The sequence below is a fragment of the Njordella aestuarii genome (genome assembly GCF_056494165.1).
Genome location: NZ_CM151397.1, coordinates 4,753,852 through 4,779,745 on the forward strand (window position 1 = coordinate 4,753,852; position 25,894 = coordinate 4,779,745).

Sequence of the window (25,894 nt, forward strand, 5' to 3'; positions counted from 1 at the left end):
ATCAGCTTGCACTCATTCCAGGAACTTGGGTTCGACGTGCCGAACCGGTCTCAATGGCAGCCCGTGCCACAGCTTCCGCCACGGCCGTGGCAACGCGACGATCAAAAACACTAGGCACGATATAGTCGGACAACAGATCGTTCTCAGGAATTGCGTCGGCAATAGCTTGAGCTGCCGCTACCTTCATCGTCAAGTTTACTTCTCGGGCGCGAACGTCTAACAAGCCACGAAACAAACCTGGAAAGCACAATACGTTGTTAATCTGGTTTGGGTAGTCGGAACGTCCGGTAGCCATAATCTTGACGTACGGAGCTGCCAAAGCAGGGCTGATCTCAGGGTCTGGATTTGCGAGAGCAAAAACGATGGCATCCCTGGCCATCGATTTCACATCATCGACGCTGAGCGAGTCTTTGGAGGAGACGCCGATGAACACGTCTGCCCCCGGCATGACATTGCTCAAACTGCCGGACTTCTTGTCTTGGTTCGTGTTCGCGGCCAACCAGTCTTTCAAAACGTTCATGTCCGATCGGCCGTGATGAATCGCTCCCTTGCGATCGCAAACGACAATATGCTTGACACCAACGGCCAGCAACAATTTAGAGATCGCAACGCCCGCCGCACCGGCTCCATTAATAACGACTTTGATGTCTTCCGCTTGCTTCTTGACCAACTTTAACGCATTGGTAAGTGCCGCAAGCACCACAATCGCGGTTCCATGTTGGTCATCATGAAAGACGGGAATATCAAGTTCTGCTTCCAATCGCTCTTCGATTTCCACACAGCGCGGTGCAGAGATATCTTCGAGATTGATCCCTCCGAACGTCGGCGCCAAAAAGCGGCATGTCTCAATAATCTTTTCGGTGTCCTGGGTGTCGAGGCATATCGGGAAAGCGTCGACGCCGCCAAACTCTTTGAACAAGATCGCTTTGCCTTCCATTACAGGCATGGCAGCGCGAGCACCAAGGTTTCCCAGCCCCAAGACTGCCGAACCGTCACTGATAACTGCGACCATATTCTTCTTGATCGTCAACGTGAATGCTGATTCCGGATCTTCGTAAATCGCAGTGCACACACGCGCAACGCCAGGAGTGTAAGCCATGGAAAGATCGTCGCGCGTCTTAATCGGCACGCGGGGATTAATTTCTAACTTGCCACCTAGGTGCATCAAGAAGACGCGGTCCGAGACATGAATAATGTCCAGATCCGTCATTTCACGCAAACTGTTGACGATCTCTTGGCCGTGCTCGACTGTCGTAGCACTGACCGTTATATCGCGGATGATGCGTCCGTCGCGAGAACCGACGACGTCGATCGCGCCAATCATCCCATTCGCTTCGCCTATTCGCGAAGTCAGTTTGCCTAGAAAACCGGGTGTGTCGGGGTATTGAAGTCGTATGGAAAGACTATATCCGGGGCTGTGATGTGACATTGGCGATTGATTGTAGAACGTTCCTAAAGTCATCCGCCGAAACGACGGATTTAAAGCTAGCTTGATTTGTGCTCAGAAAGCGTAACAGAATTCGTACGAATCCTAAATGGCTGCTGGTCCGTTGAGCTGTGATCGAAGTCGTTTCGACAACCTTTGTCTTGACGACCATTTTGCCCAGCGTATAGATTAAGACCATGGCAACACTTAAAAAAGCAGTACGGAATGACAAGCGTTTTGATTCCATAGAACAGGAGGCATTCCTTAATTTATGGCGTACTTACGATTGCCTCAAGGCAGTCGAAGACCAACTTTTTTCAAAGCATCAGCTATCCGCGCAGCAGTACAATGCTTTGCGACTGCTCCGTTCGGTCTTTCCCGGTTCAATGCAGACGCTTGCTCTTGGGCGGCGGCTCATTTCAAGGGGCCCAGATACCACCCGAATGCTTGATCGATTGGAAGCCCGGCTGCTGATTACCCGCGAGCGACGTGCAGCCAATCGCCGCGTCGTAGAAGTATTGCTAACAGAAAACGGCCTTGAACTCCTCAACAAACTTGATGAAGATGTTGCAGAAATGCATACGAAGCAACTTGGACATCTAAGCAAGGTGCAGAAACGCGATTTAATTCAGTTGTTAAAGTTGGCTAGAACGCCGCACGAAGACAAATCATGTGACTGGTTGAACGATTAACGTTTCCATAATAACTTTTTGACCAGGTGAGGCATTATCTTCGCCGCCATCAGCGCCGCGACGTGATTGGTTAAAAAACTATGTCAAAGCCAGCGAAAACGGTCGGTATAACTCGCATCGACATTACAAAATCATCCACGCACGGATGGATGATGCGAATATGCCGACAAGGGGAGCGACGCACTGAGTTTTTTTCAGACCGGCGTTATGGATCCGTTGAACTATCGAAGGCCGCTGCACTTCAGCGTTACAGCGATTTGAAGAAGGAGTTACCAGCTCGACTAACGACACGCGAAACTCGGTCGCCGAGAAATCAAACTGGTATTGTAGGTGTCCATATCGCGATTACTTATGACGAAAACGGTAACTCGTATCCAGCCTATTGCGCAGCTTGGAAGACGGAATCGGGCAAGCGTGAGAAGCTTAGTTTCGCTTGGAAAAAATTTGGACAAGCCACCGCCTGGGAGCTCGCCTGCATCGCGCGTGAGTACAAAACGCGTGACCGTGTAAGGATCTTACGGATCTATGAATCACTGAGCAGTGAACAAGCTCCCCACCGACCGCACAAACCTCGATAGCCATCTGGCAGCTAGCAATCGGTTGGTCCATAATAGCTGGTTGTTCTGAAATTGGGTCGAAGGAAAGTGCTGGACAATATGCTTCGTGTGGGATTAATCGGCATCGGATTCATGGGCTGGATCCATTATCTGGCGTACCAACGCATGACTGCTGCCAAGGTCAGTGCAATCTGTACCCGCGATCCTAAGAAAGCTGCTGGGGATTGGACGGATATCAAAGGCAACTTTGGCCCCACTGGGGAAAGAGTCGATTTGACTGGCATTGCTACATATTCAGACTGGCAACAATTGTTGGAATCACCCGAAATCGATGCCATCGATATCTGTTTGCCGCCAGCAATGCATAGAGAAGTCGCTATCACCGCTTTGAAAATGGGCAAACACGTGTTATGCGAGAAACCAATGGCTTTAGATGTAGCCGACTGTGAGGAAATGCTGAACGTTGCTGCTGCTCATGGCCGTACTTTAGCCGTCGCACACGTCTTGCCATACATGGGGCCGTTTGAATACGCGCTGTCGGTCGCGCGCTCGAATAAGCACGGGCGAATTTTGAGCGCGCACTTTAAACGAATCATCTCCGATCCAACTTGGATTCCCGACTTCTATAATGCCGCCAAGGTCGGTGGTCCGATGATTGATCTGCATATTCATGACGCGCATTTCCTGCAGCTGCTATTTGGCACACCAGCGAATGTTACTGCAGCTGGCTGGCAACGCGGTGATGTCGCTCAATATGCCCAAATGCTGTACCGTTTTCCTGACGGACAGCAGGTGGCGACCGCGGCGAGTGGAGTTTGCAATTCCGATGCTAGAATGTTCACCCACGGCTACGAGATCCAGTTCGAACGCGCCGTACTGTCGTTCGAGTTTGCCGCTCACAGTGCAGGCGCCGCAACTTTTGGCCTGTTCGAATACGACTCAGGCGGGAAGGCAACCACTGTAGACCTGCCTCCAAAAGACGACATCGATGGATTCGTTGCGGAGATATCCGAATTCATCAACCTGATCCAAGGTGGCTCAGAAAAGGACAGCCCGCTGTCGGCCAAGCACGCCAGCAACGCAGTTCGAATTTGTAAAGCGGTTGAAGCTTCAGTAATCTCCGGCACGACTGAAACGCTTTAAGAAACAAGCCGCAAAGAACCTCTACATTTGAAGATCCAGAGACATCGGTTGATCGACATTCAGATGGTCGAGCGTTACGGCGGATGATTCAAAGCCGCTTGGGGTCGTTGTTTGCGCAGTTTCGCTTCGAACAAACATCGTCCAAGTCTCAAGTTCAATAAGGAGAACTTCTTGCAGGCTGCGAAGTCCGTCAATGTCGTGGCTGCCAGTTGACTGGTCGAGTAGTTGAACGAGGTAGACGTAAAGGTCACAAACCGATTGTGCTGCAGGATTGTTCTCGTCGGTGACGCCATCTAACAATTCGATTAGGATGTCCCGAATTCGTATTGTCCATTGGGTCGACGCGTTAAAGTCGCCCGACTCCCATTGTTGCTGCACCCCTTCGCACAGTCCAACAGCTTTCTGAATTAGCAGCAATCGCAGTCTAGCTGGAGAACTCGATTGGACGTCAAGTTCAAGAAAGGTCTCAGCGCTCATAACTTTGATTCAAAGATTCGTTGAAGTTTGGCGAATAGATGACGAATGCCTGGGTTTTCGATCTGTTTTAACCGATTCGAACTCCCAAGGTCTTCCGAAACGTTATCGGCCAAAATCGTCAATGAACTTCCTTTTTCTTAGAAACGACGCTTGTACTATCCAAACGTAAAATCCACACTATCTTCCGCAGTCGTCACAGCCAACCAATTTTTGCTGTTGACCTCGGTGATGGCTTGTAGGGCGTCGTTCAAGTAAAATGTTTGTAACTCCCTCCGCGCCCCCAATGAGAAATCTTATGCGTTACCCAACAAGGTTGTTTTTGACCTGCCTAACAATCTTTGCATTTTGCACTCAAGCTTTTGCTGAGCGTCCGACTGCTCCTCAACTTTTCCCTGACACGACCTTGGCCTATCTCCGAGTCGATGACGTGCAACAACTGCAAACGCAGTGGAACAAGACGTCGACAGGGCAGTTGATGTCGGATCCGCAAATCAGCCCTCTCTTTCAAGAAATTTATAGTTCGCTGATCGAGGCAGCGAAGAATTTTGAAGAGGAAGTCGGACTCACGATCAACGAAGTGTTACAAATACCGCAAGGCGAACTCGCCATTGCTGTAATCCCAACAGAAGAAGCCCCGGCGGTGTGCGTTCTGATCGAAGCGCGAGACCGCATGCCTGAATTGGAGATACTTCTTGCTCGTGCGACTAGAAATCGGAGCGAAGGAGTTAAGAAGGAGAAGGTCTCGTTCTTGGAGATCTCCAATGCAACGCCAAACCTAGGATGGAATCGCGATTCGGCTTACTTCATCGATCAAGGTGTTTTTGTCTTTAGCAACAACATTGACATTCTTCGCCAAGTTGCAGCGGTATGGACGGATAATTCTATCGGGCACAAGTCGCTGGCCAGCAAATCAGATTTTGTCACGATTCTGTCGCGCTGCACCGGGACAGCCGGCGAGCGACCACAGATCTCCTTCTATGTCGACCCGTTAAGCATCGCAAAAGAAGCGAGCAAGCAAAATGCTGGTGCCACTGCGGTTTTTGCTATGCTTCCTCCGTTGGGTATCGACGGCATTAAAGGTATTGGCGGAAGCGTCATTCTAGCGCCGGAAGACTTTGACTCTATCGCTCATTTCCACCTCCTGTTAGGCTCTCCACGCCGTGGTGTGCTATCAGTTGTACGTCCGAAAGAAGGACCGATCGATCCAGAGACTTGGGTGAGCGAAGAAGTCGGGACTTACATGACGATCAACTGGAGAACACAGCCGACAATCGCGGCTATTCAAAGTTTAGTTGACACCTTCCAAGGCCCGGACGCGTTCAAGACCAATGTGATCGATACTGCTTCCAAACAATTGAAGCTAGATTTCGAGAAGGATGTCCTAGAACAAATTGACGACCGAATCTCGATGGCTCAGGTCTTTCTTCGTCCTGCTAAAGTCAATGCCGGCTCGAACGTTTTTGCTGTCAGGCTCAAGAACTCGGCCAAGTTCGAACAAGACACCATGCCAAAGATCTTTGCTGTATTAAAGCAAAACGATAAACGTTGGGAGCAGGTCAAGATCGGGGACCATGATGTCTATCATCTGAAGATGAGCCAAAATAATGATGGTCCGCGGGTTCCAGATCCAGCGATCGTCTTTTTAGATGATCGTATTCTGATTAGTGACGCGCTTCGTTCGCTTGAACTTGTGTGCCAGACGTACGATTCCGGATCTGGCCTCATGCTTGATTCGTTGGAGTACAAGGTCATCAAACAACGGATTGAGTCGCAGGTAGAAGGAATGAATATATGCGGCCTAACAATGTCGAGGCCCGAAGAGTCCCTACGCGTATTTTATGATATGGCGGCGGACCCAAGCAATCGTGACCGGCTTGCGGAAATGGCAGAGAGCAACCCTGTTCTTTCAGCGCTGAACAATGCGTTGCAAAAGCATCAACTGCCTCCTTTTGATGTGATTCGAAAACACTTAGCACCTTCGGGTGGCTTTGTTAGCGAGGATGATACTGGTTTGCATTACACATCCTTTAGCATCCGCAGAAATTAATGTTTCTGTACTCTGGCGGGCATATGGAAGGGAATAGCTCTCCGGAACATCTGTTTGCAATTTTTCCGACAACAAGCACCACATTTTACAACCCGATTGAGCTTTCATAGCTTTCCCTCAAAACCTTCGATGCTAAAAACGCTTGTTGTACTTGCTGCTGCCGGCCGTTCGTCGCGATTCCTACAGTCCGCTAGCGGTCACCTAGGAGAGAAGCGAGCAACTGACAGCAAAGTTTTCGTAGAACTGATGGGCAAGCCCCTCTGGCAACATTGCATCGATCGATTTCGTGCGGTTAACAGTGTCGGTAGAATATACATGGCCCTGTCGGTTGATGTGCTCTCCAAATTTCGAGCAGAGTATTCTGAATATCTGGATCAGTTCGACGTTAAGCTAGTGCCTGGCGGAATTGAACGTTGGGCAAGTGTCCAGAATGCAATTCAACAGATCGTAGACGATCACGAAGCAGATGCCAGTTTGGCGCATGACTTGATTGCGATTCATGACGCCGCACGTCCCTGTATTAGTGTTCAGGCGATTGAACGCGTGCTTCAGGAAGCAGGTAACTTTGGAGGTGCTATTTTAGCTCAGCGGTTGTGGGGAACTATCAAGCGCACAGACCGCAACGGCGTGATTTGTGAGACCGTATCGCGAGAAAACTTGTTTCAAGCTTCAACTCCTCAAGTCTTTCGTTCGGAATGGTTGCAACAAGTCTATTCGCCCGCGTTCATTGACCACGCTTTGGCAGCAGGTCAGTTGACCGATGATGCGCAATTGATCGCGTTGGCGGGACACAAAGTTCGAATTTGCGAAGACGCGCCGTCGAATATCAAAGTCACTACGCAGGCAGACTTGCAGCTCGCTGAATCGTTCCTAAAAGAAACATGTTAGTTTCGAACGGCTGAGGCAAAGCGGGATACTCAATTGTCACGTTTGAAGTTCTAATGCGATTTTCCCTGGCACTTTAGTGGTTCAACGGCATTGTGATGGCAGAAAACGGAATATTACACGAGTTAGACTGGCGAGGTCTGATAAAGCAGAGCACTGACCCCGCGGGAATCGAAAAATTGCTCGCGACACCTGCTTCGATTTATGCTGGTTTTGATCCTACCGCTGACTCATTGCACGTCGGCTCTCTGCTGCCCTTGACGTTGCTGCGGCGATTTCAGTTGCAAGGCCATCGCCCGATCTGCCTGATTGGCGGAGCAACGGGGATGGTTGGTGATCCAAGTGGAAAATCAGCCGAGCGGAATCTGCTTGATAGGGAATCGCTGCAAAAGAACGTGGAGGGGATTCGTAAGCAGGTATCGCGTTTCTTGAGCTTTGAAGGGGACAACGCCGCAATTTTGGTCAACAATTTCGACTGGATGGAATCCTTCAGCTTTCTCGACTTTCTCCGCGACGTTGGCAAAAATTTCCCAGTCAACGTCATGTTAGGCAAAGACAGTGTAAAGAGCCGTATCGAACGTGATGACGGAGGTATCAGCTATACCGAGTTCAGCTACATGCTTCTCCAAGCATATGACTTTGTCTTTCTTGCCAAGCATCATGACTGCCAGCTGCAAGTTGGTGGAAGCGACCAGTGGGGCAACATTACTGCCGGTATCGATCTCGGCCGACGTATGCTCGGCAAGCAGCTTTACGGCATGACATGTCCTTTGCTAACAACTAGCGAAGGTACCAAAATGGGCAAGACGGAGAAGGGTGCTGTATGGCTGGATGCCGATCGCACCAGTCCATATGAATTTTATCAGTACTTTTACAATGTCGCCGACAGCGATGTACTGAATGTGATCCGCTTGCTTTCTGACCTTGAACATAAAGAGTTTGTTGAGATTGAAAGCCTGCCCGCGGAACGCGCGCATGAAAGAATACCGCAGCGCCGCTTGGCGGAATCCCTAACACAGATGGTTCACGGAGTCGACGGCTTGGAATCTGCTAAACGCGCTAGTCAAATTCTCTTTGGGGGCGAGATAGACGCACTTACTAGTCGCGAACTGAATTCAATCTTCCACGATGTCCCAAATACAGAAATAGCACGTGCATCACTGCACGATAACGCACTCACGCTGATCGATGCAATTGTACAAACGGGCCTTGCAAAATCTAAAAGCGAAGCCAAACGCGCGATCGAAGCGAACAGTATCTACATTAACAACCGCCGCGAAAGCTCAGTCGACCGCGCTTTAACAACGGCCGACATTGTTGGCGAGACCTCCATCGTCTTACGCAGTGGAAAGAAAAAGTATGCGATTATCCGCTTCCATTGAGCGTTTCTTGTAGTCTCGCGTTTCGTCTGCTTTCGCGAATTAAAACGAATAGCGTGCTACTTGCCTATTCAGCACTTCGGCGTTGTTCTGAAATCGTTGCACTGCTAAAATGGATAGTTGGCTCCTGTTTTGGACCAAATGTAGGGCAGGAGAAAGCTGAGCATGCAGGCACAACTAAAATCACTTTCAACGCGAGCATTAGCTCTGCGTCTATGTGTGGTAATGGTGTGCACTTCCATTGCATTTGGCAATTGCATCCGTCCGCAATTCTTACCGGTTGGCGACTTTGAAAACGCGCTGACCTGCGTTCCGATTTCGGAATCGCCCGTGGAAGAAAATACTAGTCCGCAAGAAACCTCTAGCGATTCTGCAAATTCGACAGAGACTCCGTCAGAGGACTCGTCAACAGCAATCCCTAGTGAGCGCCGGTTCCGTCGTCAGTGCGAGCGTATGGTTTCTAAGGCGGTCGCGTTGATTCGCTTTCAAATCAATTCGAATCGGCCAGTCGCCCACGGATCCGCGTTTGCTACTGAATACATGCTTCGCAATGGTTGCGGGGCTCATCTGCGTCGCTGATTCATTCCGAATCAGATTCTGATCGTACGTTCGGTCTATTCGATTGTAGGCTCGTGCTTTTTAGTTCGTGGGTTGAATTGCTCGCGGTCGTTTTCTAGCAGGAACTCGACCGAACCGCCGCGAAGCTCACAATTATCGCACATACTCGCGTCCGAGCTTTGCACAGAAAGTCTTGAAGCAATTCGCTGCAAAACTTATTACGCCACCGTTAAAACCATCTAAGATCTGAAATGGAATTTGTGTGATGAAAGACGTGCTCGCACGACTAAGGCTGTTCAATACGTTTTGGGACAGCAGGTTTGAAGACGTAAATCGCCAGACATGGAAGTCGACGCTCTACCGCGACTTCAGCGCTGGACTAATAGTAGCTCTGACTGCAATACCGATGGCGATGGGATTCGCGATCGCTATGAACTTGCGACCCGAACAAGGAATTATCGCGGGCGCACTCGCTTGCATAATTGGAAGGACATGGGGCGGATCAAAGTATCAAGTCTATGGTCCGACAGCGGCATTTATTCCCGTGATTGGCGCACTGATCTTGAAATACTCGGGCCCAGATGGCGCAAACATCGATCAAGCGCATGGATTTCTTGTATTGTGTTCCATCATCGCAGGTGTGATCTTGATGATCATGGGATTATTGGGGCTTGGTAAATACGCAAAACTTGTCCCGAACTCCATTATCGTTGGATTCACCATTGGAATCGCCGTCGCCATCGCACTTTCCAATATCGGTGAAGTTCTTGGAATCAAGACGGAGATTCGAGGTGAATTCTTTGAGAAGATGAGGCTTATCTTCGAGCATATCGGCGAATTTAATATCTACGCTTTCATACTAGCCATTGGAACATTTGCGATCACTAAGATACTGCTGAGGATTTCAATCTTCATCCCAGCTCCATTGGTCGCATTGGCCTTTTGTACGTTGATGGCAGCTACGGTGTGGTCGGGCATGGGAATCAGTGTTGTCCAAGACAAGTATGGCTCGATCCCGACCAACTTTTTTGTCTTCACTCCTCCGCAACTGCCTGAAGTAACGTCGAGCGTCATATTCGATATTTTTTACTTTGTTATCGCGATTGTATTTGTTTCTGGAGTCGAAAGTCTACTTTGCTCGTCGATGGCTGACAGACTTGCGGATAACAGAAAGACGCCCTTCAATCCTGATAAGGAATTTTGGGGACAAGGTTTGGTCCAAATTATTACGCCGTTGGTGAATGGCTTCCCATGTACCGGCGCACTAGCAAGAACCGCAACAAGCATTAAAGCTGGAGCGGTAACGCCGTTCGCAGGTTACTTTAAAGGAGTGCTGAAGATTCTGATGGCAATGTTCCTTGCTTCGTGGCTGGAACTTGTCCCAATGGCTGCAATAGGTGGGATTTTGCTGTGGGTCGCAACGAACATGGTAAAACCTTCGGAAATTCGCGAAGTGTTACATCACGGTACATTCCACACACTTTTGATGATCTTCACAGCCGTCATGGTTCCGCTGACAGACTTTTTGATTGGCGTATTGTCGGCGTTAATTATCTACGGATTACTCTTTAAGTTTTTTGATAAGCCACGCAAAGTAGTACAATCAGACGATCTGCCGGCTCCAACTGGACCTACGATGAAGTAGTTGCTGCACGAAGAGTACGATCAGCAAAAACCCGAATACTGCGCTGGTTGCTAATACACGCGTCCAATATTTGCGTGGCAATCCTCATTAACCAGCAATTAGATGATATTGGAAGTTAAACCTCAAAAAGGCCTCTCAGATGAAATCACTTGAGCGAATGGTAGTCGGCTTGATGCGGACGGATAGCGACTTAAAGCTAGTCGAGTACGCGTGCATGCTGTGCGAGCATGGAATTGTGAATCAACTCGAATTTGTGCATGTTGTTAACGACAACTCAGACACTCATCGGGAGGATTTTGAATCGCTCTTGGGCGAGCTACAGGCAACAGTAAGGCCACTGTTAGCGAAGTTAAGTAGCCCACCCGGCGTCGCGTTCGCCGTCCTGACCGGTGCCCGTGAAGATGCTCTTTGCGAATACATCGAGCGCAAAGAAATTGGCGCTATCCTTCTTGGGCATAACACAAAACGTAGTAGTGGTAAGCGAGCTCTAGCGCGTCGCTTGGCGATGATCTCACAAGCTTCTGTTTGGATGGTCCCTGACACAGCAGCATGCAAGATCAGCCGAGTGCTTGCGCCGGTTGATTTTTCGAGCCACTCCGCCGACAGCTTGTCTATTGCCGCTGGAATTTCTAGCAAGATGGGTCTAGATAAATGTTATGGACTGCACGTTTACTACGATTCATCGGTCTTTCGATTTGATGATCACGATACGGTCAAACGGGGAGAAGAAAGTGCGGCCTTTTCGCGGTTTGTCCGACCGCTCAACACCTATGGCGTTCGAGTTGATGAACAGATAGAGGAGGGCAGCAATGTTGCGAGAACGATCCTGCGATTTGCTGTAGAACAAGATCATAACTTGATTGTGCTAAACACTCGTGGTCGTAGCCGCGCCGCCGCGGTTCTGTTAGGCAGTGAGACGTCGCAGGTGATGATGGAATCTCCAGTGCCCGTTCTAGCAATCAAGCATCGCGGTGCGCAAATGAACATTTTCGAAGTCCTTACCAGCGAAGAACTCTGGCGCAAAACAGACGCGGATATTCACAGTTAAACCATCGATCACTAAACTATTGCTAGACTGATGCCATCGGGCTAACACTACCGACCGTGACGAGTGCTCGTCGGGACTTCGACCCGGCTGTTATTTCGGCCGTTTGTCGCTTGTAATCAATATTGCACTTGGAATTTTGTTCATCGATATGCTAACGGTTGTCCGTAGGAACTAAACACAGGGTCGGTGAAACCTGATGCCATAGGTCTCTCTGCGAATCTTGTTATATTGGTGGTGTACACTGTTAACAAAGTATCCTTGGTGCTAACATCCGATTCGGAGGATAAGATGAGTAGTGCAGAAAAGCTTGACCTGAAAATGACCGCTGCGGAGTACGCAGCCTGGGAGCGAGAACAGACTGAAAGGCACGAGTTTTACGCTGGCGAGGTCTTTTCGCAGGCAGGCGGATCTCGTCGCCATAGCCTAATCGGAACAAATGCTGCGCGAGCTATTGGGCATTTGCTGAAGGGACGTGATTGTCAGGTGCACGGGAGCGACATGCGAGTGCTGATCAAGGCGACAGGCTATCAAGCTTATCCTGATGTGTCGGTTGTGTGTCCGCCTATCGAAGGCGAGTCGGAGGAAGTTATCTCGAATCCGGTCTTACTGGCTGAGGTCCTTTCACCAAGCACTGCGGATTTTGACAGAGGAACAAAGTTCGGCCATTATCGCCAGATTCCCTCGCTCAAAGAGTACCTTGTTTTCTGGCAAGACGAAGCGAGAGTCGAGCAACATACACGCACCGAAGACGAGCTTTGGTTGTTGCGCGAAGTAGTTGGTATCAACAAGATCTTGCAACTCGCAAGTCTAGCGCAACCACTTGCACTATGCGACGTTTACGACAAAGTCAGTTTTGAGTCTGGATAGATACTGGTTGGAAAAACAAAACGACAACGATTGGTGACGTTTGCGAGATCATTTCTGACGGCTGAGGCCAATTGCCCAAAATTTATCAACGCTGATCTCATCGCCGCAGGACTATCACCGTTCGCGCCGGAGTCAGCGGCCTTGTGGGCTGGGCAATTGATGCTGCAAAAATTGGCGAAATGCGAAGCACTGGGTGAAAGTTTTGCACTCGAAACCACTTTAGCTGGGCGTAGCTATCTCCAGAAGATTCGTCGCTGGCGCGATGGTGGATATCGAGTTGAACTTTACTTTCTGATGTTAAGCGATGTTGAAACCGCAATTGAACGCGTTGCAGAGCGTGTGAGGCAAGGCGGACATAACATACCGGAACCAGTGATCCGTCGTCGATTTGATGCTGGCCTAAGAAACTTTAAGTCGTTGTATCAAGGGGAAGTAGACTTTTGGATCTTATTTGACAACTCTGGTGCAATGCCGATTTTGCTCGACGAAGGAACTAATTCATGACCAAGATAAATACCGCGCAAACTATTGACTCAAAGGCAAAGATGGCATTGGCAGCGTTACAGCGCGCGGCTGACCAAGCCCGTAACGTTGCGATTCAAACGAATACCGCGGTTGTGATTTTGCAGGACGGAAAACGTGTTCGCATCACTGCCGAGGAGCTGAAAAAGCAAGCGTCGAAACAATGACCACTATCTCCAATTTTTTCCCTCACGACCTGTGGCCAAACCAACGATTTAAGCATTCGTAAGTATACACCAAGACCACACGAACAGCATACGTGGTTGCGACAATTGTTCCGCGAGGCGGAACAATTGTTTCGAATTCCCATCACCCGCCGACACTAACTGCAATATGCTAGAAACAAAACAAATCTCGCGTATGCCTTCTTTATTGCTTATCGCTAATCGATAATTTCACCGCACTCTAAAGTTTTTTCGAAGAGTCAACTTGCGTCAATCACGCTTGGCTTTTCCGAGTGTCAGCCAGTTGGGGAGGTGCTGGTCTTGGGCTTCATTGGCGAAACGGAGGGGCTTGCCGTTGCTGAGTGGGTTCTTTATGCCTATCAATACCAACCAACCTTCGCTGTCGGAATCAAGCGACGCCAAACTTGCTTCACTCATATCAATTTGCGCCCCTCTCTTCTCGGGTGTATCGCTTGGCAGAATACCTCGCAACTTAAAATCTTCAACCTCTTGTTCTAGTATTACCTTGCCCGATTCGTCTTGTATCCGAACCCATGTTGGCCAGTCAGCATAAAATGGCGCTACACCTTGATTTCTAACCGAAATCTCAATCGAAATCTTGCTTGATGACTCAAATTCGATGGTCGCCTGATCAATAAAAAAGTCATAACCCATCCGCTGAACTTCTTTGATCGCTGTCTCATACCGACTCGACGATGCTTTTTCTCGAAAAAGTCCCGTGTCCATCAACCATGTTACATGTGTCTTGTCAACACACTCTCTAAAACTCTGCGCCTGCTCAGGCCACTGCGATTTGTCGTCGAAAATTTTGCCCCATGCCTCGGGCCGTATCTCGCCTCCAATCGGCTGCTCTTTCCACTTATCAAGCGCCCCCGCTGCCTTCATTGAAGGCATGAAGTACCAGTTGTCGCTTTCTTTGCCGGTGTCCAAGGTGGCCCAGGCGAATGAATCATCATGATAGCCAAAGGGGTAACCCACATTCGGAGCATGGGCATAGTGATCTTTGCCGGCAGGATAACGAAGTAGCACCGGAGTTTTCTTAAAATGTTTTGCATAACTCTCCAAGACCTCCGTTTGAACTTCTTTGCTTGCCCACAAGTCGTTGCGAGGATAAGTATGCCACTCGCCCCATGTGCCTAACAGACCGGCGGTTATGTAACCAAACCTAGCATCCCCGTCATACTTTTCCCCGAAGGCGGAAATGAATTTCTGAAGTGCAGCTCGCAGGTTCTTGTCTTCGTAATCCGGCGTCGCTACTTCGGTAGGAGGGAAGGGGGCGGTGTTCGTATTGAGATATCGATGCACCTTCAACCCACCATCGATCAAAAACTGTGGAATGCCTTCCTTCTTACCTGGATACTCGACAAATATTCTAATAACAGACTGGTTGCCACGTGAAGCGATATCGTTCAACAAGTCTTCCAATGGTTGCCACTCAAATTTGTTCTCCCCAACCATCAATTGCGAAAGAGCGATGTAGTTGAATTCCATGCTATGTGGAAATCGGTCTGGGAATGGACGCGCATAAGGCACGAGCCCCTTTAGTGGATTGTCCGCAGGACTGGGCGAAGGGGCAAGCTCGTAAGTCTCGCCCCATGTTAAACCGACTGGAACGAAGCAACTCAAAATGGCAGAGAATAATATTCGGTACATCGGGGTAGGTTAATGTTAAGGTAAGCAACTGTGAATTCGGCAGGTAGAGTTCTGAACTACCGAATCGAGGGGGACCAGTAGCTGGTCATTACTGGAGCCACTAGTCATTACTGGAGCCACTAGTTTAACCTTATTCGATCCAGATTGGATGCACAAACGAAAAGAGCCCTCCTGCAAGGGAAAGCTCTTGAACGTGTCGTATCAATTTAATGCGAAGAGATCGCTTACTTCACTTCAAATTCGGCATCAATTGCATCATCGTCACCACTGGATGAAGCTTGAGCGCCGCCGGGGGCAGCATCTCCGCCGCCAGCAGCCGCTGTCTTCTCATACAGGGTCTTGCTGAACGCATGTGAAGCTTGCTCTAGATCGCTGGTTGTCGACTTGATCTTTTCAACGTCGCCACTTGCGATAGCGTCACGAACCGATTTGATCGCAGATTCAAGCGGCGCTTTGTCGGAATCGCTTAGCTTTTCGCCTTGCTCCGCGATGGTCTTTTCCAGTTGATAGACGAGGTTTTCACCTTTATTCTTCGCTTCTGCGAGCTCGAAGTTACGTCGATCTTCGTCGGCATGCTCTTCAGCGTCACGACGCATGCGTTCGATTTCGTCTTTGCTAAGCCCGCTGCTTTGCTCGATGCGAACACTTGCCTCTTTGCCCGATCCAAGATCCTTTGCCGAGACGTTCAATATACCGTTTTGGTCAATATCGAACTTCACTTCAATTTGCGGGACTCCGCGCGGAGCTGCCGGAATGCCTTCCAAGTTGAACTCGCCTAACAAACGGTTCTGTTGAGCCATCTTACGTTCGCCCTGGAACACACGAACCGTGACCGCAGTCTGTGAGTCAGCAGCAGTCGAGAAGGTATTCTTCTTCTCTACTGGCACCGTCGTGTTACGCTCGATCAAGGCCGTCAGAATTCCACCTTCAGTTTCGATACCCAGAGTCAACGGCGTTACGTCCAACAGCAACACGTCGCGGCGATCACCTGACAGAACGCTGCCTTGGATAGCGGCGCCTACAGCGACGACTTCGTCCGGGTTCACTCCCTGGTGAGGTTCTTTGCCAAAGATCGACTTAACAATCTCTCGCACCTTCGGTACGCGAGTAGAGCCCCCGACCAAGACAACTTCGTCGATCTGGGCAGGCTTCAACTTTGCATCTTCGAGCGCCTGCAGAACCGGCTTGCGAAGTCGTTCCACGAGCGGGTCGATCAATTCTTCAAACTTCGCGCGGGTGATGGTCACTTGAAGATGTTTTGGACCAGACGCATCAGCCGTGATGAAGGGCAGGTTAATATCAGTTTGCGGAACTGAGGATAATTCCTTCTTGGCTTTTTCACACGCTTCTTGAAGACGCTGCAGTGCCATCGGTTCCTTGCGAAGATCTGTACCGTTTTCTTTCTTGAACTGATCGGCAACATGATTGACAAGCGTTTGGTCAAAGTCATCACCGCCCAAGTGAGTATCTCCACTCGTGCTGATCACTTCAAAGACCTTGCTCTTGGACTCTTCGTCGCCGCTGGAAGCAACTTCAAGGACAGAAACGTCGAAGGTACCACCACCCAAATCGAACACAGCGATTTTCTGATCCTTCGTCTTATCCAAGCCATAGGCCAAAGCGGCTGCGGTTGGTTCGTTAATAATACGCGCAACCTCCAGGCCAGCGACTTGACCAGCATCTTTGGTCGCTTGGCGTTGAGCGTCGTTGAAGTAAGCTGGCACGGTAATCACGGCTTTGCTGACGCGGTGTCCGAGGTACGCTTCGGCTGCTTCTTTGAGCTTACGAAGCACCTTTGCCGAAATCTCTTGCGGAGTGTATTGTTGATCGCCAATACCGACTTTAACGTACTCGTTCGCCCCGCCTACGATTTCGTAAGGCACGATTTTCTCTTCTGATTCTACTTCAGCATGACGCCGCCCCATGAAGCGCTTCACTGAGGAAACCGTGCGTTTAGGGTTCGTAACGGCTTGGCGACGAGCAGGCTCGCCGACAATCGTTTCACCCTTGTCATTGAACGCAACGACCGAGGGGGTAAGACGATTACCTTCGGCGTTCGGAATTACTTTGACCTCAGAACCTTCCATGACCGCGACGACGGAATTGGTCGTACCCAGGTCGATTCCGATAATTTTTTCGCCAGAAGCCATTGTTGAATTCTCCAGTTATTTTGTTTATCAGACTTGCGTCTATCGAATTTGCGAGTTCCTAAAACCTCGTTTTTGCCATAAAACATAGGTCTTCTGCCTACTTTGCAAGCTGCGTGCCAGAGTCCAAACAATTGACGCTCTGGGGAGTGCCCCAAGATGGTCGACCTAGTTAAACTCTTGCATTTAAGGCCGATTGAAATCTGCACAAAAATTTTGGCAGCTTGACGTCGGCCTCTGATTACGCGACGGTCAAGTCTACACTTGCCATTTTGACAGTTGCCGTTCGCTGACCAAAATAGAATTCAGTTTTCTTTGAGTTGCTGGAGCACCGATGACCGACCCACTACGCAATGACCAACCCCCAGACCAGTCAGGGCTTATTGAGTTGGATCGATCGCTGCTAACTTTGCTGCGAAAACGGCAAGAGTTTGTCGCCAAAGAATCGCTACACAGTGGTATCTCTAGGGACGTTTCCCAACACGTAACGGAGCTATTGAAAACACCCGAGGCGGCTCAGCTCTTGGATCAGTTTCCGCCTGACGTCGTCCATTCATTGCTTCGAGTCGTTGTTGGAGCGAGCCTGTACTGCGATGCGAATCGGCCGCGCGTTTCCTATTTGGGACCGCCCCTTTCGTATAGCTATCTGGCGACTGCACGTTACTTCTCAGAAGCAGCCGACCTCACGGCCGTGACCTCAATTGCGACAGTATTTGATGATGTCGCGTCTGGCAGGTCGAATTTCGGTGTTGTGCCGATAGAAAATTCGACCGACGGTCGAGTGATTGATACCTTGTCAACGTTTGCTGATTCGCCGATTGGCATTTGCGGCGAGATCCTATTTCCCATCCATCACTGTTTGCTGGGGCAGGGGGAGATTTCTGCGATCAAGACAATCTGCAGCAAGCCTCAGGCGCTTTCACAATGCCGGAAGTGGCTGGCAACGCATCTACCTTCGGTAAAAACCCTGGAACTGTCGAGCACTACAGCGGCAGCGGAATTGGCGGCGCAGGATCCTCAAATCGCGGCCATTGCATCCTACGAAGCAGGGCTTCATTATGGCTTGAAGCTTCTGGCGCGAAACGTGGAAGACGTTCATAATAATGTGACGCGATTTGCCGTAGTCGGCCGAAACCAACCACAACCCACGGGCAACGACAAGACTTCCATAATGTTTCAGATTCCGCACCGCTCGGGTGCACTTGCGGATGCAATGCAAACCTTTCAAAGTTTCGGACTTAATCTGACTTGGATCGAGTCATTTCCGATTCGCGGAAACCCAAACGAATACTTATTCTTTGTCGAACTGGATGGCCATCGTCAGAATCCGAAGGTCACGTCAGCCCTCGAAAATCTTTCTAAACAAACAATTCGATTCGAGTGGCTGGGCTCCTATCCAAAAGCAGTTCCGCTAACGTAACGTCATGCAGTTTGCTGCTTATTTCAAGTATTGCAAAAGCTCTGCGTGCAATTGCTGATTGGCAGCGACAGTTAAATCGGCCTGTTCAAGATCAAACTCTGAACCGTCGCGCGCCGTCAGCATGGCCCCCGCTTGCTGAGCGATTAGTGCTCCAGCAGCGACATCCCAAGGTCTCACAACATTCGCCCAGTATCCGTCTAACCGACCGCAGGCCACGAAGCAAAGATTCAATGCCGCGGACCCCAAACGTCGCACGCTTTGTGCAGCTTCTAGCACGTTCAAAAAGTGCTCGACTTCAACAGCGTCTCTTCGAATATTAGGTGGAAAACTTGCAGCAACTAACGCCTGAGACATGATGGTACAACGACTTGGTTCAATTGTGCAGTCGTTGAGCGTTGCCGAGTGCCCTAGAACGGCGGAAAACATTTCGTTGGCCATTGGGTCGTAAACCACCCCAACCAACGATTTCCCATTTTCTACTAAAGCAATTGAGACGGCGAAGTTATTTAGTCGATGAACGTAATTGGCAGTACCATCGATTGGATCGACTACCCAACAAGGTACTTGCTTGGACTGCCGGAGATCTTTAGCGGCATCCTCCTCTTCCCCAACAAAACCATGCCCAGGAAACTCTGTAAGCAATATTTTTTGGATGACTTGCTGAGCAGCAATATCGGCGTCTGTAACCAAATCTTTGGAAGATTTTTCATGAACCGTAGCAGAATAGAGCATCGCTTTGATGACTTCACCAGCTTCACGCGCTGCCCGTTTTGCCATTGCCTCGTAATGAAACAAACGAGTGTCTACCGTATCGATCGACTTAGAATCGGGCATGTCCAAAACCATACAAAAGGAGCAAAATCTCGACCACAATTATTGCTTGAATGGTTACCGCTAATCCCAATTTTGGCCACCCCAAGTGCCAATTAACAAGCGGCCTTTCCAGGCGTCTGAATGCCCGCAGCGTTTGGAATTCGCAGAGCTGGGAAACAATAAAAATTTGTCCGGTGTTCATCCGTAAGCCAACCTGACTTATGATCTAAGCAGGTGGGAAGTTCGCCTAACGAATTTCAAACGGCGTTATGGAAACAGACCCCGACTCAAAGTGCACTCCAACCGAAGAAACCGAAATGACTTGGGAATTAGACGGAAGCTTGGCGAAATTTTCTCGCGGCCAGTTTTCTGGCAGCATCGATCTCGCTCAGCCGCAGGCTGGGCTTGGTGTGCAAGGCCCCGATGGACTGACGCTCGCTCCTGTTGCCGGCGTAACTTTCCCAGACACAGCGAAAGTGCGGCTTCAAGATTGTTACGTGCGCGGAAAAGATTTGCTGTGCATGTATCCGCAGACGGCTCATCGCCATTTTAATATTCAACTGCAGTATCGAGTTTTCGATGGCCCAAGCGCCGAAGGTGCCGAGCTATCACCGGACGTGTTGATGTTAGAACTTTGGGTCAGTAACTATACTTTTTTGCTAGATAGTTACCCCCAGGTCGACGTTGAATTGTGTTCATTGCACAGCCAGTCGCTTCACAGCCTGCAGCTTTGGGAAGACCTCGAAGGCCAACTTTCGCCGGTCAATACAGAAGCGATTAGCACTACTTGCATCGCCGCCGTAAATATAAAGCGAACTGCGAATTCACCGGCGATCGCTGTTTTCATTCATCCGCTCGATCAAGACGATAGCGATTTGAGCTTTTCTCAAGGCGGTCCTGGCGAGTCAGCGATCGCGATTCTCAGGCTTTTCGGCCGATTTATGGAGAAGGGCGTAATCCGACGCGCGCGGCTGCGGTTTGTGCTGTCCAGAGAAGAAATCTCCGACGAAGTGCTGCGTCAGGTATACGAATCGTTTGCGGCCAGCCCGTTACCGCTGACAACATAAGCGTTGCTCTAGAAATAAGCTTCGGCAGTATTGTTAAAGCATGATACAGAGCAAAGATGGGCGATTACCCGCTTCGACTATCGTAACAAAACACTTCGTCCAACAGTAATTAGATTAAGGATATGTCGCGAAACAAGTTCCGCATTCGATGCAAGCGGACGTCACAACCCGCGTGCGTTAGCGAGCGATTTTTGCAGCCGAAGTTCTGTCCCTCGCTGACGCGTTCGGGTTGAGAGTTCAGGATTTTGTTTCAGGCCGCTTCGTTAGTTGCAAACCGATAGAAAAATTGGCCTGCGATGTTCTTACTATTCAGCGTCATCCGGCGATTTGTCTGATTTCGGACGATCGCGTCGAAACACGGCCACGACGTCTTCAACAGGGATAACGAAGAGCTGATTGTCCTGTTCTAGATCGACGGGGATTGCATTTTTGGGGTGGAACAAAATTTTGTCGTATTGCCGCAAAGGCATATCTTCGTCGTGCTCTACTTTTTTGCTGATGGTGACGATCCGCCCGGTGATGGTGGGTATTTCTGCTGCGTCGGGCAAGGCAATACCGCCTCGAGTTTCCCTTTTGGGTTCGTCTTTCAGAACTAGCACTCGTGGGCCAATTGGTTCGACATATTCAAAATTGGTTTGCTTTTTGGGCATTGGCAGCGAACTTAATGAGTCAAAAGTCAGGTTCTACGTTGGAATCCGAACAGTCTACGAGGGTTCTGGATTCTATTCCATCACGATTCGCAGCTTTTCATTGGTTAGAAAATGCATAAAAATCGCAAAATCGTGTTTTAATGCAGGTTTTTTAGCGACATTTGGCCTTGATAGAAACTTGGGTTTCGTCATACTTCGCCGTTCCCAAAAATGGTGCCAGCTGGCATTTAGAGGATTGAGTCGCGAGTCACGATGGCTTGCTAACACGAACAAACGCAAATCAAGCATTGAAATTTTGCTGCGAACGGACGCAGACATCGAGTTGTCGATATGATTGAAACATTAGAAGTAGTTAAGCGAGACGCAGTAGGTTCCTGGGCAGTTCGCAAGTTGCGAGCGGAAGGGCTAGTGCCTGCGATTCTTTATGGCCACGGCGAAGAGAATGTTTGCCTTGCGGTAAAGCGGGAGACCATTACCGGATTGGTTCGCCACGGATCGCGATTGGTATCGCTGACAGGTGCAATTTCCGAAACTGCTCTGCTGCGTGATGTTCAGTGGGACACGTACGGATCCTCAGTCATCCACATCGACTTTGCCCGTGCATCGCAGTCGGAGAAAGTTCACGTGACATTGCCGGTCCACCTACACGGTGAGGCTCCAGGCGTTGGCGCCGACGCTCAGCTTCGATTTATTACGCATGAATTGAATATTGAATGCTTGGCTGGCCAGATTCCTGAATTTCTCACCGTTGATATCAGCAACTTGCAGCGTGCTCAAGCAATTCATGTAAGCGAACTTAAACTCCCAGAAGGCATGACAGCTCTAACGCCTGGCAATGTAGTTGTTGTTCAGATCGTCTTGAGCAGCGGCGCAGAGGCTGGTGATGAAGCTGGGACGGGCGCAGAACCAGAAGTGATTGCTAAAGGAAAAGCAGAAGCAGCACAGTAGTGTTAAACTGCGAACGCTAGAGGGACGGCATCCTTGGCAGACGAGAATGAATTCCCTGTATTACTTGTGGCTGGCCTGGGAAACCCCGGTCGCAAGTATGAAAAGACAAGACATAACATTGGATTTGACGTACTTGATCTGATGCTAACCCGATTTCCGGGAGCATTGGTCCAGAGCAAGTTCGATGGCAAATACGCAAAGCTGCAATGGAACAACCGACAATTTGTTTTGTTGTGGCCTGAAACTTTTATGAATCGAAGCGGTCAGTCGATTTCGGCTGCGGCTCGATTTTTTAAGTCGCCTTTGACCTCAATTTTGGTCATTTGTGACGACCTTTCCCTTCCGCTGGGAAAGCTGCGATTACGTCGCAGTGGATCGAGCGGTGGACAGAAGGGATTGCAGGATACAATCGAAAAGCTGGGCAGTTCCGATTTTGCGCGACTTCGCATTGGAATTGGTTCCACTCCCGAAAATTGGGAGACTTCCGATTATGTTCTCAGCAAATTTGTAGGAAAAGAGCAAGATGTGGTGAACGCGGCGTGCCATCGCGCTGCAGATGCCATAGAATGCTGGCTTGTCGAAGGTATCGACATGGCCATGAATAAGTTCAATCGCGAGTAGAATTCAAACGATCAGTTCAGTTAGAGGAGTTTTCAGTTGACGACCGGAATTTACGAAGGCTTTTACCTCTTCGACTCAAACCGCTACGCTCGCGATCCGAATAGTGTTTCCAACGCGATCCAGGATGCGATTACTAATTTAGGCGGCGAGATTCTCGTTAGCCGATTGTGGGCCGAGCAAAAGCTCGCTTATCCCATCAATGGCCACCAAAAGGGCACATATTGGTTGATCTATTTCAACCTACCAACGTTGAAGCTTACCGAGCTGAATCGAGCCAACCAGCTTAACGAATCGCTGATGCGATGGATGTTCACTCGCCAAGATCCGCGTTTGATCGATGCATTGGTTGCTCATGCTCAAGGAATCGTTCCTCACACGGAGTCAGAAGAGCGCAAACCAGTAGTCGTTGGTGCAGATGACGTTGATGAAACTGATGACCTGGAAGAAGATACGGAAGTATAAATCCAAACGTGGTCTAGTTTGTACAGCCCAGTTCACCGCTGAGAGTCAAGCTAATGAATGAGACGTTTTTGTTCACCTTCAATAGTGAACACTGGAATCTAGCTTTTGATCCGTTATGATTACCCGTTCACGAATCATTTAGATCAAAAGACCAGGAGGCATCACTATTATGGCAAGCTACAATCGCGTAATTCTGATCGGCAATGTGACTCGCGACATCGAATTGCGATTCACACCCAGCGGGTTAGCAGTCACTGAAGTCGGTCTTGCTGTTAATGATCGCAAGAAAAATGCCTCTGGAGAATGGGTAGACGATCCTAACTTCTTCGACATAACCATGTTTGGCCGGACAGCAGAAATCGCAGGCGAATACCTTTCCAAAGGCGCCCCGGTTTTTATCGAAGGCCGACTCAAGTATGACTCGTGGGAAAAAGACGGGCAAAAACGGTCCAAGGTGCACGTAATTTGTGATCGTATGCAACTGCTCAGCTCCAGGTCAGATGGTGCGGGCTCCGGCTCTCGCCAAAAACAGACAGCCAGTAATACGTTTGAGCAAAACGACCAGCACGTTTCTGAAGATAGCCATTCGGATTCGTACCAGGACGAAAATATTCCGTTTTAGTAGTTACGCTCGAGCGTTTACTAAAGGATTACCAGCAAAAGTTTTTTCTTTTGCAAATGAGAATTGACATTACAACAAAAATGTAGGACAAAACTGTCCACAAAGATTTTCGCGTCATAAAATTGTGACGCTAAGCAAACAGGATTGAATGAGAATGGCTACTGCCCAAGCAAAAAAACGTTACCGAAGCTTTCCTCGTCTACCCCGGAGTGCGACCGGCGGCATCGAATTGATGCTGATCCAAAATGTCCAAGACTTGGGCAAGAGTGGAGATGTGGTATCGGTACGACCAGGCTTTGCTAACAATTACTTGCTGCCTGAAGGACTTGCGATTGTTGCTACCGATCACCATAAGAGAATGATCGAAAAGCACAAAGCTAAACTCACCGAACTTGAGAAGCAAAAACTGAGCTCGCTACGCACTTTGGGCGAAGAGATCAGCAAGCAATCGATCAACGTCGAAGCGAATGCGAACGACGAAGGTCATCTGTACGGTAGCGTTGGTGCTCCTGAGATCGTTGCCGCTCTGCGACAAGCTGGTGTAACGCAAATCACCGAAGCACAGGTCAAGCTGCCTGGACCTTTGAAAGAGCTTGGTCTTTACACTGTGAAAGTTCAATTGCATGCAGACATCGAAACCGATTTGAAGGTTTGGGTAGTCCCTGCTGCAGGTTAGTATTAAGTATTAGATGAATCTCTGCTGGTTGTTTGAATCATCCAGCAGAACGGGGCTGTGGCGGAACTGGCAGACGCGCTAGATTTAGGATCTTGTGTCCCTTGGACGTGCAGGTTCGATTCCTGTCAGCCCCATCGAGAAAGGGTTCCGGTCATTGTGAATGGCCGGGACCCTTTTTTTTTGCGTTGATTTGCTTCCTTCTGGACTTTTAAACAATTGCCATAAAACGCGAGCAACAATGCGAATCGATCTTCTTATTACAGAACTCGATGTGGGCGGTGCAGAGAAGATTATGGCGTCTCTCGCTGTCTATCTACAGCAGCAGGGACATAACGTTCGACTAATCGCGCTGGGAACACGCCCCCAGCCTGATCGCGATCGACTGGTTAGGTATCTTGAAGGACAAGGGTTGCACCCAATTTTTTTGAACGGGAAACGTAGTGTGCAACTGATCCAGATCGCAACCAAGTTGCGAAAGATTGTGCGAAACGATCTGCCCGATGTCGCGTTGTCATTTCTCTTTCATGCGAATGTCCTTGCAGCAGCTTGCTATCCCAGTCGGAAAGTGCCTCTCGCGATTGGTGTTCGCGTAGCTGACCCATCAAAGCCACGTGCTTTGCTGAGCCGCCTTATTTATCGCCGGTGCGCCAAGATCATTTGCGTTAGTCAATACGTCGCACGACACATTGCCAAGCTTGACCACGCACCTTTGGACAAGATCTGTGTCATCACCAACGGAGTCGAAGCTGTAAACGAAGTCAGCCAATCTCAAGCCATCCTTGCTACCGAGGTAGAGGACCTGATGCAAAGGCGGGGAGGATTCCTTCTTTTCGTAGGTCGATTTACCTCACAGAAACAGGTCGACTGGATTATTGATTTGGTTCGGCTTCGGGCTAATGACTTTACGCAGGCGGTCGTCTTCATCGGCGATGGTCCGCTGGCGACCGAAGTACAGAAACTTGCTCTGGATTATCCTGGTCGAGTTGTCAATTTAGGGCAACGAGATGATGTAGACAAATGGTTGGATGCCTGCGATCTGCTTCTGCTCCCAAGTGCGTACGAAGGAATGCCGAACGCAGCCCTTGAGGCCATGGCCCACGGAAAGCCACTGGCGACGACTCTAGTCGATGGTCTGATTGAGCTGCTTGGCGATAATGCGACCAATCAAGCTGTTAGTCCCAAAGACAAAGCTGCATGGCTATGCCTCTCCGTTAAGCTAGCAAATGATCCGACGCTCCGAAAATCTCTGGGGAGCTTGAACCGAACCCACGTGAGACAGCAGTTCAACTTGGATAGCAAACTTGTGGAATATGAAGAACTCCTCGCAGAGCTCGCTAAATCTAAAAAATGACCGGCCGAAAGCTGGGCGGAATCAAAGAGCGAC

General features: G+C 49.5%; 26 protein-coding genes and 1 tRNA gene. 21 read left to right on the forward strand and 6 right to left on the reverse strand.

The features are described from left to right. Position 1: 1 nt before the first annotated feature. Complete coding sequence (locus SH451x_RS18770) at positions 2-1,429, reverse strand: NAD-dependent malic enzyme (protein ID WP_479358560.1); 1,428 nt, start codon at positions 1,427-1,429, stop codon at positions 2-4. A 194-nt stretch (positions 1,430-1,623) separates the two neighbouring features. Here SH451x_RS18770 and SH451x_RS18775 point away from each other — a divergent pair, with 194 nt between their 5' ends. The 3 genes from SH451x_RS18775 to SH451x_RS18785 all read left to right on the forward strand — a co-directional run bounded on the left by SH451x_RS18775 (position 1,624) and on the right by SH451x_RS18785 (position 3,818). Continuing rightward, positions 1,624-2,118: a MarR family winged helix-turn-helix transcriptional regulator gene (locus SH451x_RS18775; protein ID WP_479358561.1), complete on the forward strand. Its 495-nt coding sequence runs from the start codon at positions 1,624-1,626 to the stop codon at positions 2,116-2,118. Positions 2,119-2,198: 80 nt separating this feature from the next. Then, the gene (locus SH451x_RS18780; RefSeq protein ID WP_479358562.1) at positions 2,199-2,696 is read left to right on the forward strand and encodes a transcriptional regulator; all 498 of its coding nucleotides are present in this window, start codon (positions 2,199-2,201) and stop codon (positions 2,694-2,696) included. Positions 2,697-2,774: 78 nt separating this feature from the next. Further along, on the forward strand, positions 2,775-3,818 hold the full coding sequence (locus SH451x_RS18785; RefSeq protein WP_479358563.1) for a Gfo/Idh/MocA family oxidoreductase: 1,044 nt from the start codon (positions 2,775-2,777) through the stop codon (positions 3,816-3,818). 21 nt (positions 3,819-3,839) lie between these two features. Here SH451x_RS18785 and SH451x_RS18790 read toward each other — a convergent pair whose 3' ends face one another. Then, a complete protein-coding gene (locus tag SH451x_RS18790) occupies positions 3,840-4,295 on the reverse strand; it encodes a flagellar export chaperone FliS (protein WP_479358564.1) in 456 nt (151 codons plus the stop codon). A gap of 295 nt (positions 4,296-4,590) precedes the next feature. On the opposite strand from SH451x_RS18790, the gene SH451x_RS18795 reads away from it, so the two are divergent. The 9 genes from SH451x_RS18795 to SH451x_RS18835 all read left to right on the forward strand — a co-directional run bounded on the left by SH451x_RS18795 (position 4,591) and on the right by SH451x_RS18835 (position 13,413). Further along, on the forward strand, positions 4,591-6,342 hold the full coding sequence (locus SH451x_RS18795; RefSeq protein WP_479358565.1) for a hypothetical protein: 1,752 nt from the start codon (positions 4,591-4,593) through the stop codon (positions 6,340-6,342). 129 nt (positions 6,343-6,471) lie between these two features. Next, positions 6,472-7,230, forward strand: coding sequence for an IspD/TarI family cytidylyltransferase (locus SH451x_RS18800; protein ID WP_479358566.1), 759 nt, complete (start codon positions 6,472-6,474; stop codon positions 7,228-7,230). A gap of 95 nt (positions 7,231-7,325) precedes the next feature. Beyond that, positions 7,326-8,609, forward strand: coding sequence for a tyrosine--tRNA ligase (gene tyrS / locus SH451x_RS18805; RefSeq protein ID WP_479358567.1), 1,284 nt, complete (start codon positions 7,326-7,328; stop codon positions 8,607-8,609). 162 nt (positions 8,610-8,771) lie between these two features. Beyond that, positions 8,772-9,185: a hypothetical protein gene (locus SH451x_RS18810; protein ID WP_479358568.1), complete on the forward strand. Its 414-nt coding sequence runs from the start codon at positions 8,772-8,774 to the stop codon at positions 9,183-9,185. Positions 9,186-9,429: 244 nt separating this feature from the next. Next, positions 9,430-10,809 carry a SulP family inorganic anion transporter gene (locus SH451x_RS18815; RefSeq protein ID WP_479358569.1) on the forward strand — a complete coding sequence of 460 codons (1,380 nt, stop codon included), beginning with the start codon at positions 9,430-9,432 and terminating at the stop codon, positions 10,807-10,809. 139 nt (positions 10,810-10,948) lie between these two features. Beyond that, the gene (locus SH451x_RS18820; protein ID WP_479358570.1) at positions 10,949-11,857 is read left to right on the forward strand and encodes a universal stress protein; all 909 of its coding nucleotides are present in this window, start codon (positions 10,949-10,951) and stop codon (positions 11,855-11,857) included. Between the two features lie 288 nt (positions 11,858-12,145). Then, positions 12,146-12,724 (forward strand): Uma2 family endonuclease, encoded by a 579-nt coding sequence (locus SH451x_RS18825; RefSeq protein WP_479358571.1) that lies wholly within the window; start codon positions 12,146-12,148, stop codon positions 12,722-12,724. 33 nt (positions 12,725-12,757) lie between these two features. Continuing rightward, a complete protein-coding gene (locus SH451x_RS18830) occupies positions 12,758-13,228 on the forward strand; it encodes an ATPase (RefSeq protein ID WP_479358572.1) in 471 nt (156 codons plus the stop codon). After that, on the forward strand, positions 13,225-13,413 hold the full coding sequence (locus SH451x_RS18835; RefSeq protein ID WP_479358573.1) for a hypothetical protein: 189 nt from the start codon (positions 13,225-13,227) through the stop codon (positions 13,411-13,413). The genes SH451x_RS18830 and SH451x_RS18835 overlap by 4 nt, the downstream gene beginning before the upstream one ends. A 267-nt stretch (positions 13,414-13,680) precedes the next feature. On the opposite strand, the gene SH451x_RS18840 is transcribed toward SH451x_RS18835, so the two are convergent. Then, complete coding sequence (locus tag SH451x_RS18840; RefSeq protein WP_479358574.1) at positions 13,681-15,084, reverse strand: DUF4832 domain-containing protein; 1,404 nt, start codon at positions 15,082-15,084, stop codon at positions 13,681-13,683. Positions 15,085-15,308: 224 nt separating this feature from the next. Next, positions 15,309-17,234, reverse strand: coding sequence for a molecular chaperone DnaK (gene dnaK / locus SH451x_RS18845; RefSeq protein ID WP_479358575.1), 1,926 nt, complete (start codon positions 17,232-17,234; stop codon positions 15,309-15,311). Between the two features lie 331 nt (positions 17,235-17,565). Here dnaK and pheA point away from each other — a divergent pair, with 331 nt between their 5' ends. Beyond that, complete coding sequence (gene pheA, locus SH451x_RS18850) at positions 17,566-18,651, forward strand: prephenate dehydratase (protein WP_479358576.1); 1,086 nt, start codon at positions 17,566-17,568, stop codon at positions 18,649-18,651. An 18-nt stretch (positions 18,652-18,669) separates the two neighbouring features. On the opposite strand, the gene SH451x_RS18855 is transcribed toward pheA, so the two are convergent. Next, positions 18,670-19,485 carry an inositol monophosphatase family protein gene (locus SH451x_RS18855; RefSeq protein WP_479358577.1) on the reverse strand — a complete coding sequence of 272 codons (816 nt, stop codon included), beginning with the start codon at positions 19,483-19,485 and terminating at the stop codon, positions 18,670-18,672. A 296-nt stretch (positions 19,486-19,781) separates the two neighbouring features. Between SH451x_RS18855 and SH451x_RS18860 the strand changes: the two genes are divergently transcribed. Beyond that, complete coding sequence (locus SH451x_RS18860) at positions 19,782-20,531, forward strand: hypothetical protein (protein WP_479358578.1); 750 nt, start codon at positions 19,782-19,784, stop codon at positions 20,529-20,531. A gap of 305 nt (positions 20,532-20,836) precedes the next feature. On the opposite strand, the gene SH451x_RS18865 is transcribed toward SH451x_RS18860, so the two are convergent. Beyond that, positions 20,837-21,181: a co-chaperone GroES gene (locus tag SH451x_RS18865; protein ID WP_479358579.1), complete on the reverse strand. Its 345-nt coding sequence runs from the start codon at positions 21,179-21,181 to the stop codon at positions 20,837-20,839. Between the two features lie 330 nt (positions 21,182-21,511). Here SH451x_RS18865 and SH451x_RS18870 point away from each other — a divergent pair, with 330 nt between their 5' ends. The 7 genes from SH451x_RS18870 to SH451x_RS18900 all read left to right on the forward strand — a co-directional run bounded on the left by SH451x_RS18870 (position 21,512) and on the right by SH451x_RS18900 (position 25,861). After that, on the forward strand, positions 21,512-22,129 hold the full coding sequence (locus tag SH451x_RS18870; protein ID WP_479358580.1) for a 50S ribosomal protein L25: 618 nt from the start codon (positions 21,512-21,514) through the stop codon (positions 22,127-22,129). 33 nt (positions 22,130-22,162) lie between these two features. Then, positions 22,163-22,750, forward strand: coding sequence for an aminoacyl-tRNA hydrolase (gene pth, locus SH451x_RS18875; RefSeq protein ID WP_479358581.1), 588 nt, complete (start codon positions 22,163-22,165; stop codon positions 22,748-22,750). 36 nt (positions 22,751-22,786) lie between these two features. After that, positions 22,787-23,212: a 30S ribosomal protein S6 gene (rpsF, locus tag SH451x_RS18880; RefSeq protein ID WP_479358582.1), complete on the forward strand. Its 426-nt coding sequence runs from the start codon at positions 22,787-22,789 to the stop codon at positions 23,210-23,212. 169 nt (positions 23,213-23,381) lie between these two features. Next, positions 23,382-23,834 carry a single-stranded DNA-binding protein gene (locus SH451x_RS18885; protein ID WP_479358583.1) on the forward strand — a complete coding sequence of 151 codons (453 nt, stop codon included), beginning with the start codon at positions 23,382-23,384 and terminating at the stop codon, positions 23,832-23,834. Positions 23,835-23,988: 154 nt separating this feature from the next. Beyond that, positions 23,989-24,510, forward strand: a complete 522-nt coding sequence (rplI, locus tag SH451x_RS18890; protein WP_479358584.1) for a 50S ribosomal protein L9 — start codon at positions 23,989-23,991, stop codon at positions 24,508-24,510. 51 nt (positions 24,511-24,561) lie between these two features. Then, positions 24,562-24,644: transfer RNA gene (locus SH451x_RS18895), tRNA-Leu, on the forward strand. Positions 24,645-24,748: 104 nt separating this feature from the next. Next, positions 24,749-25,861 carry a glycosyltransferase gene (locus tag SH451x_RS18900; RefSeq protein WP_479358585.1) on the forward strand — a complete coding sequence of 371 codons (1,113 nt, stop codon included), beginning with the start codon at positions 24,749-24,751 and terminating at the stop codon, positions 25,859-25,861. Positions 25,862-25,894 lie beyond the last annotated feature (33 nt).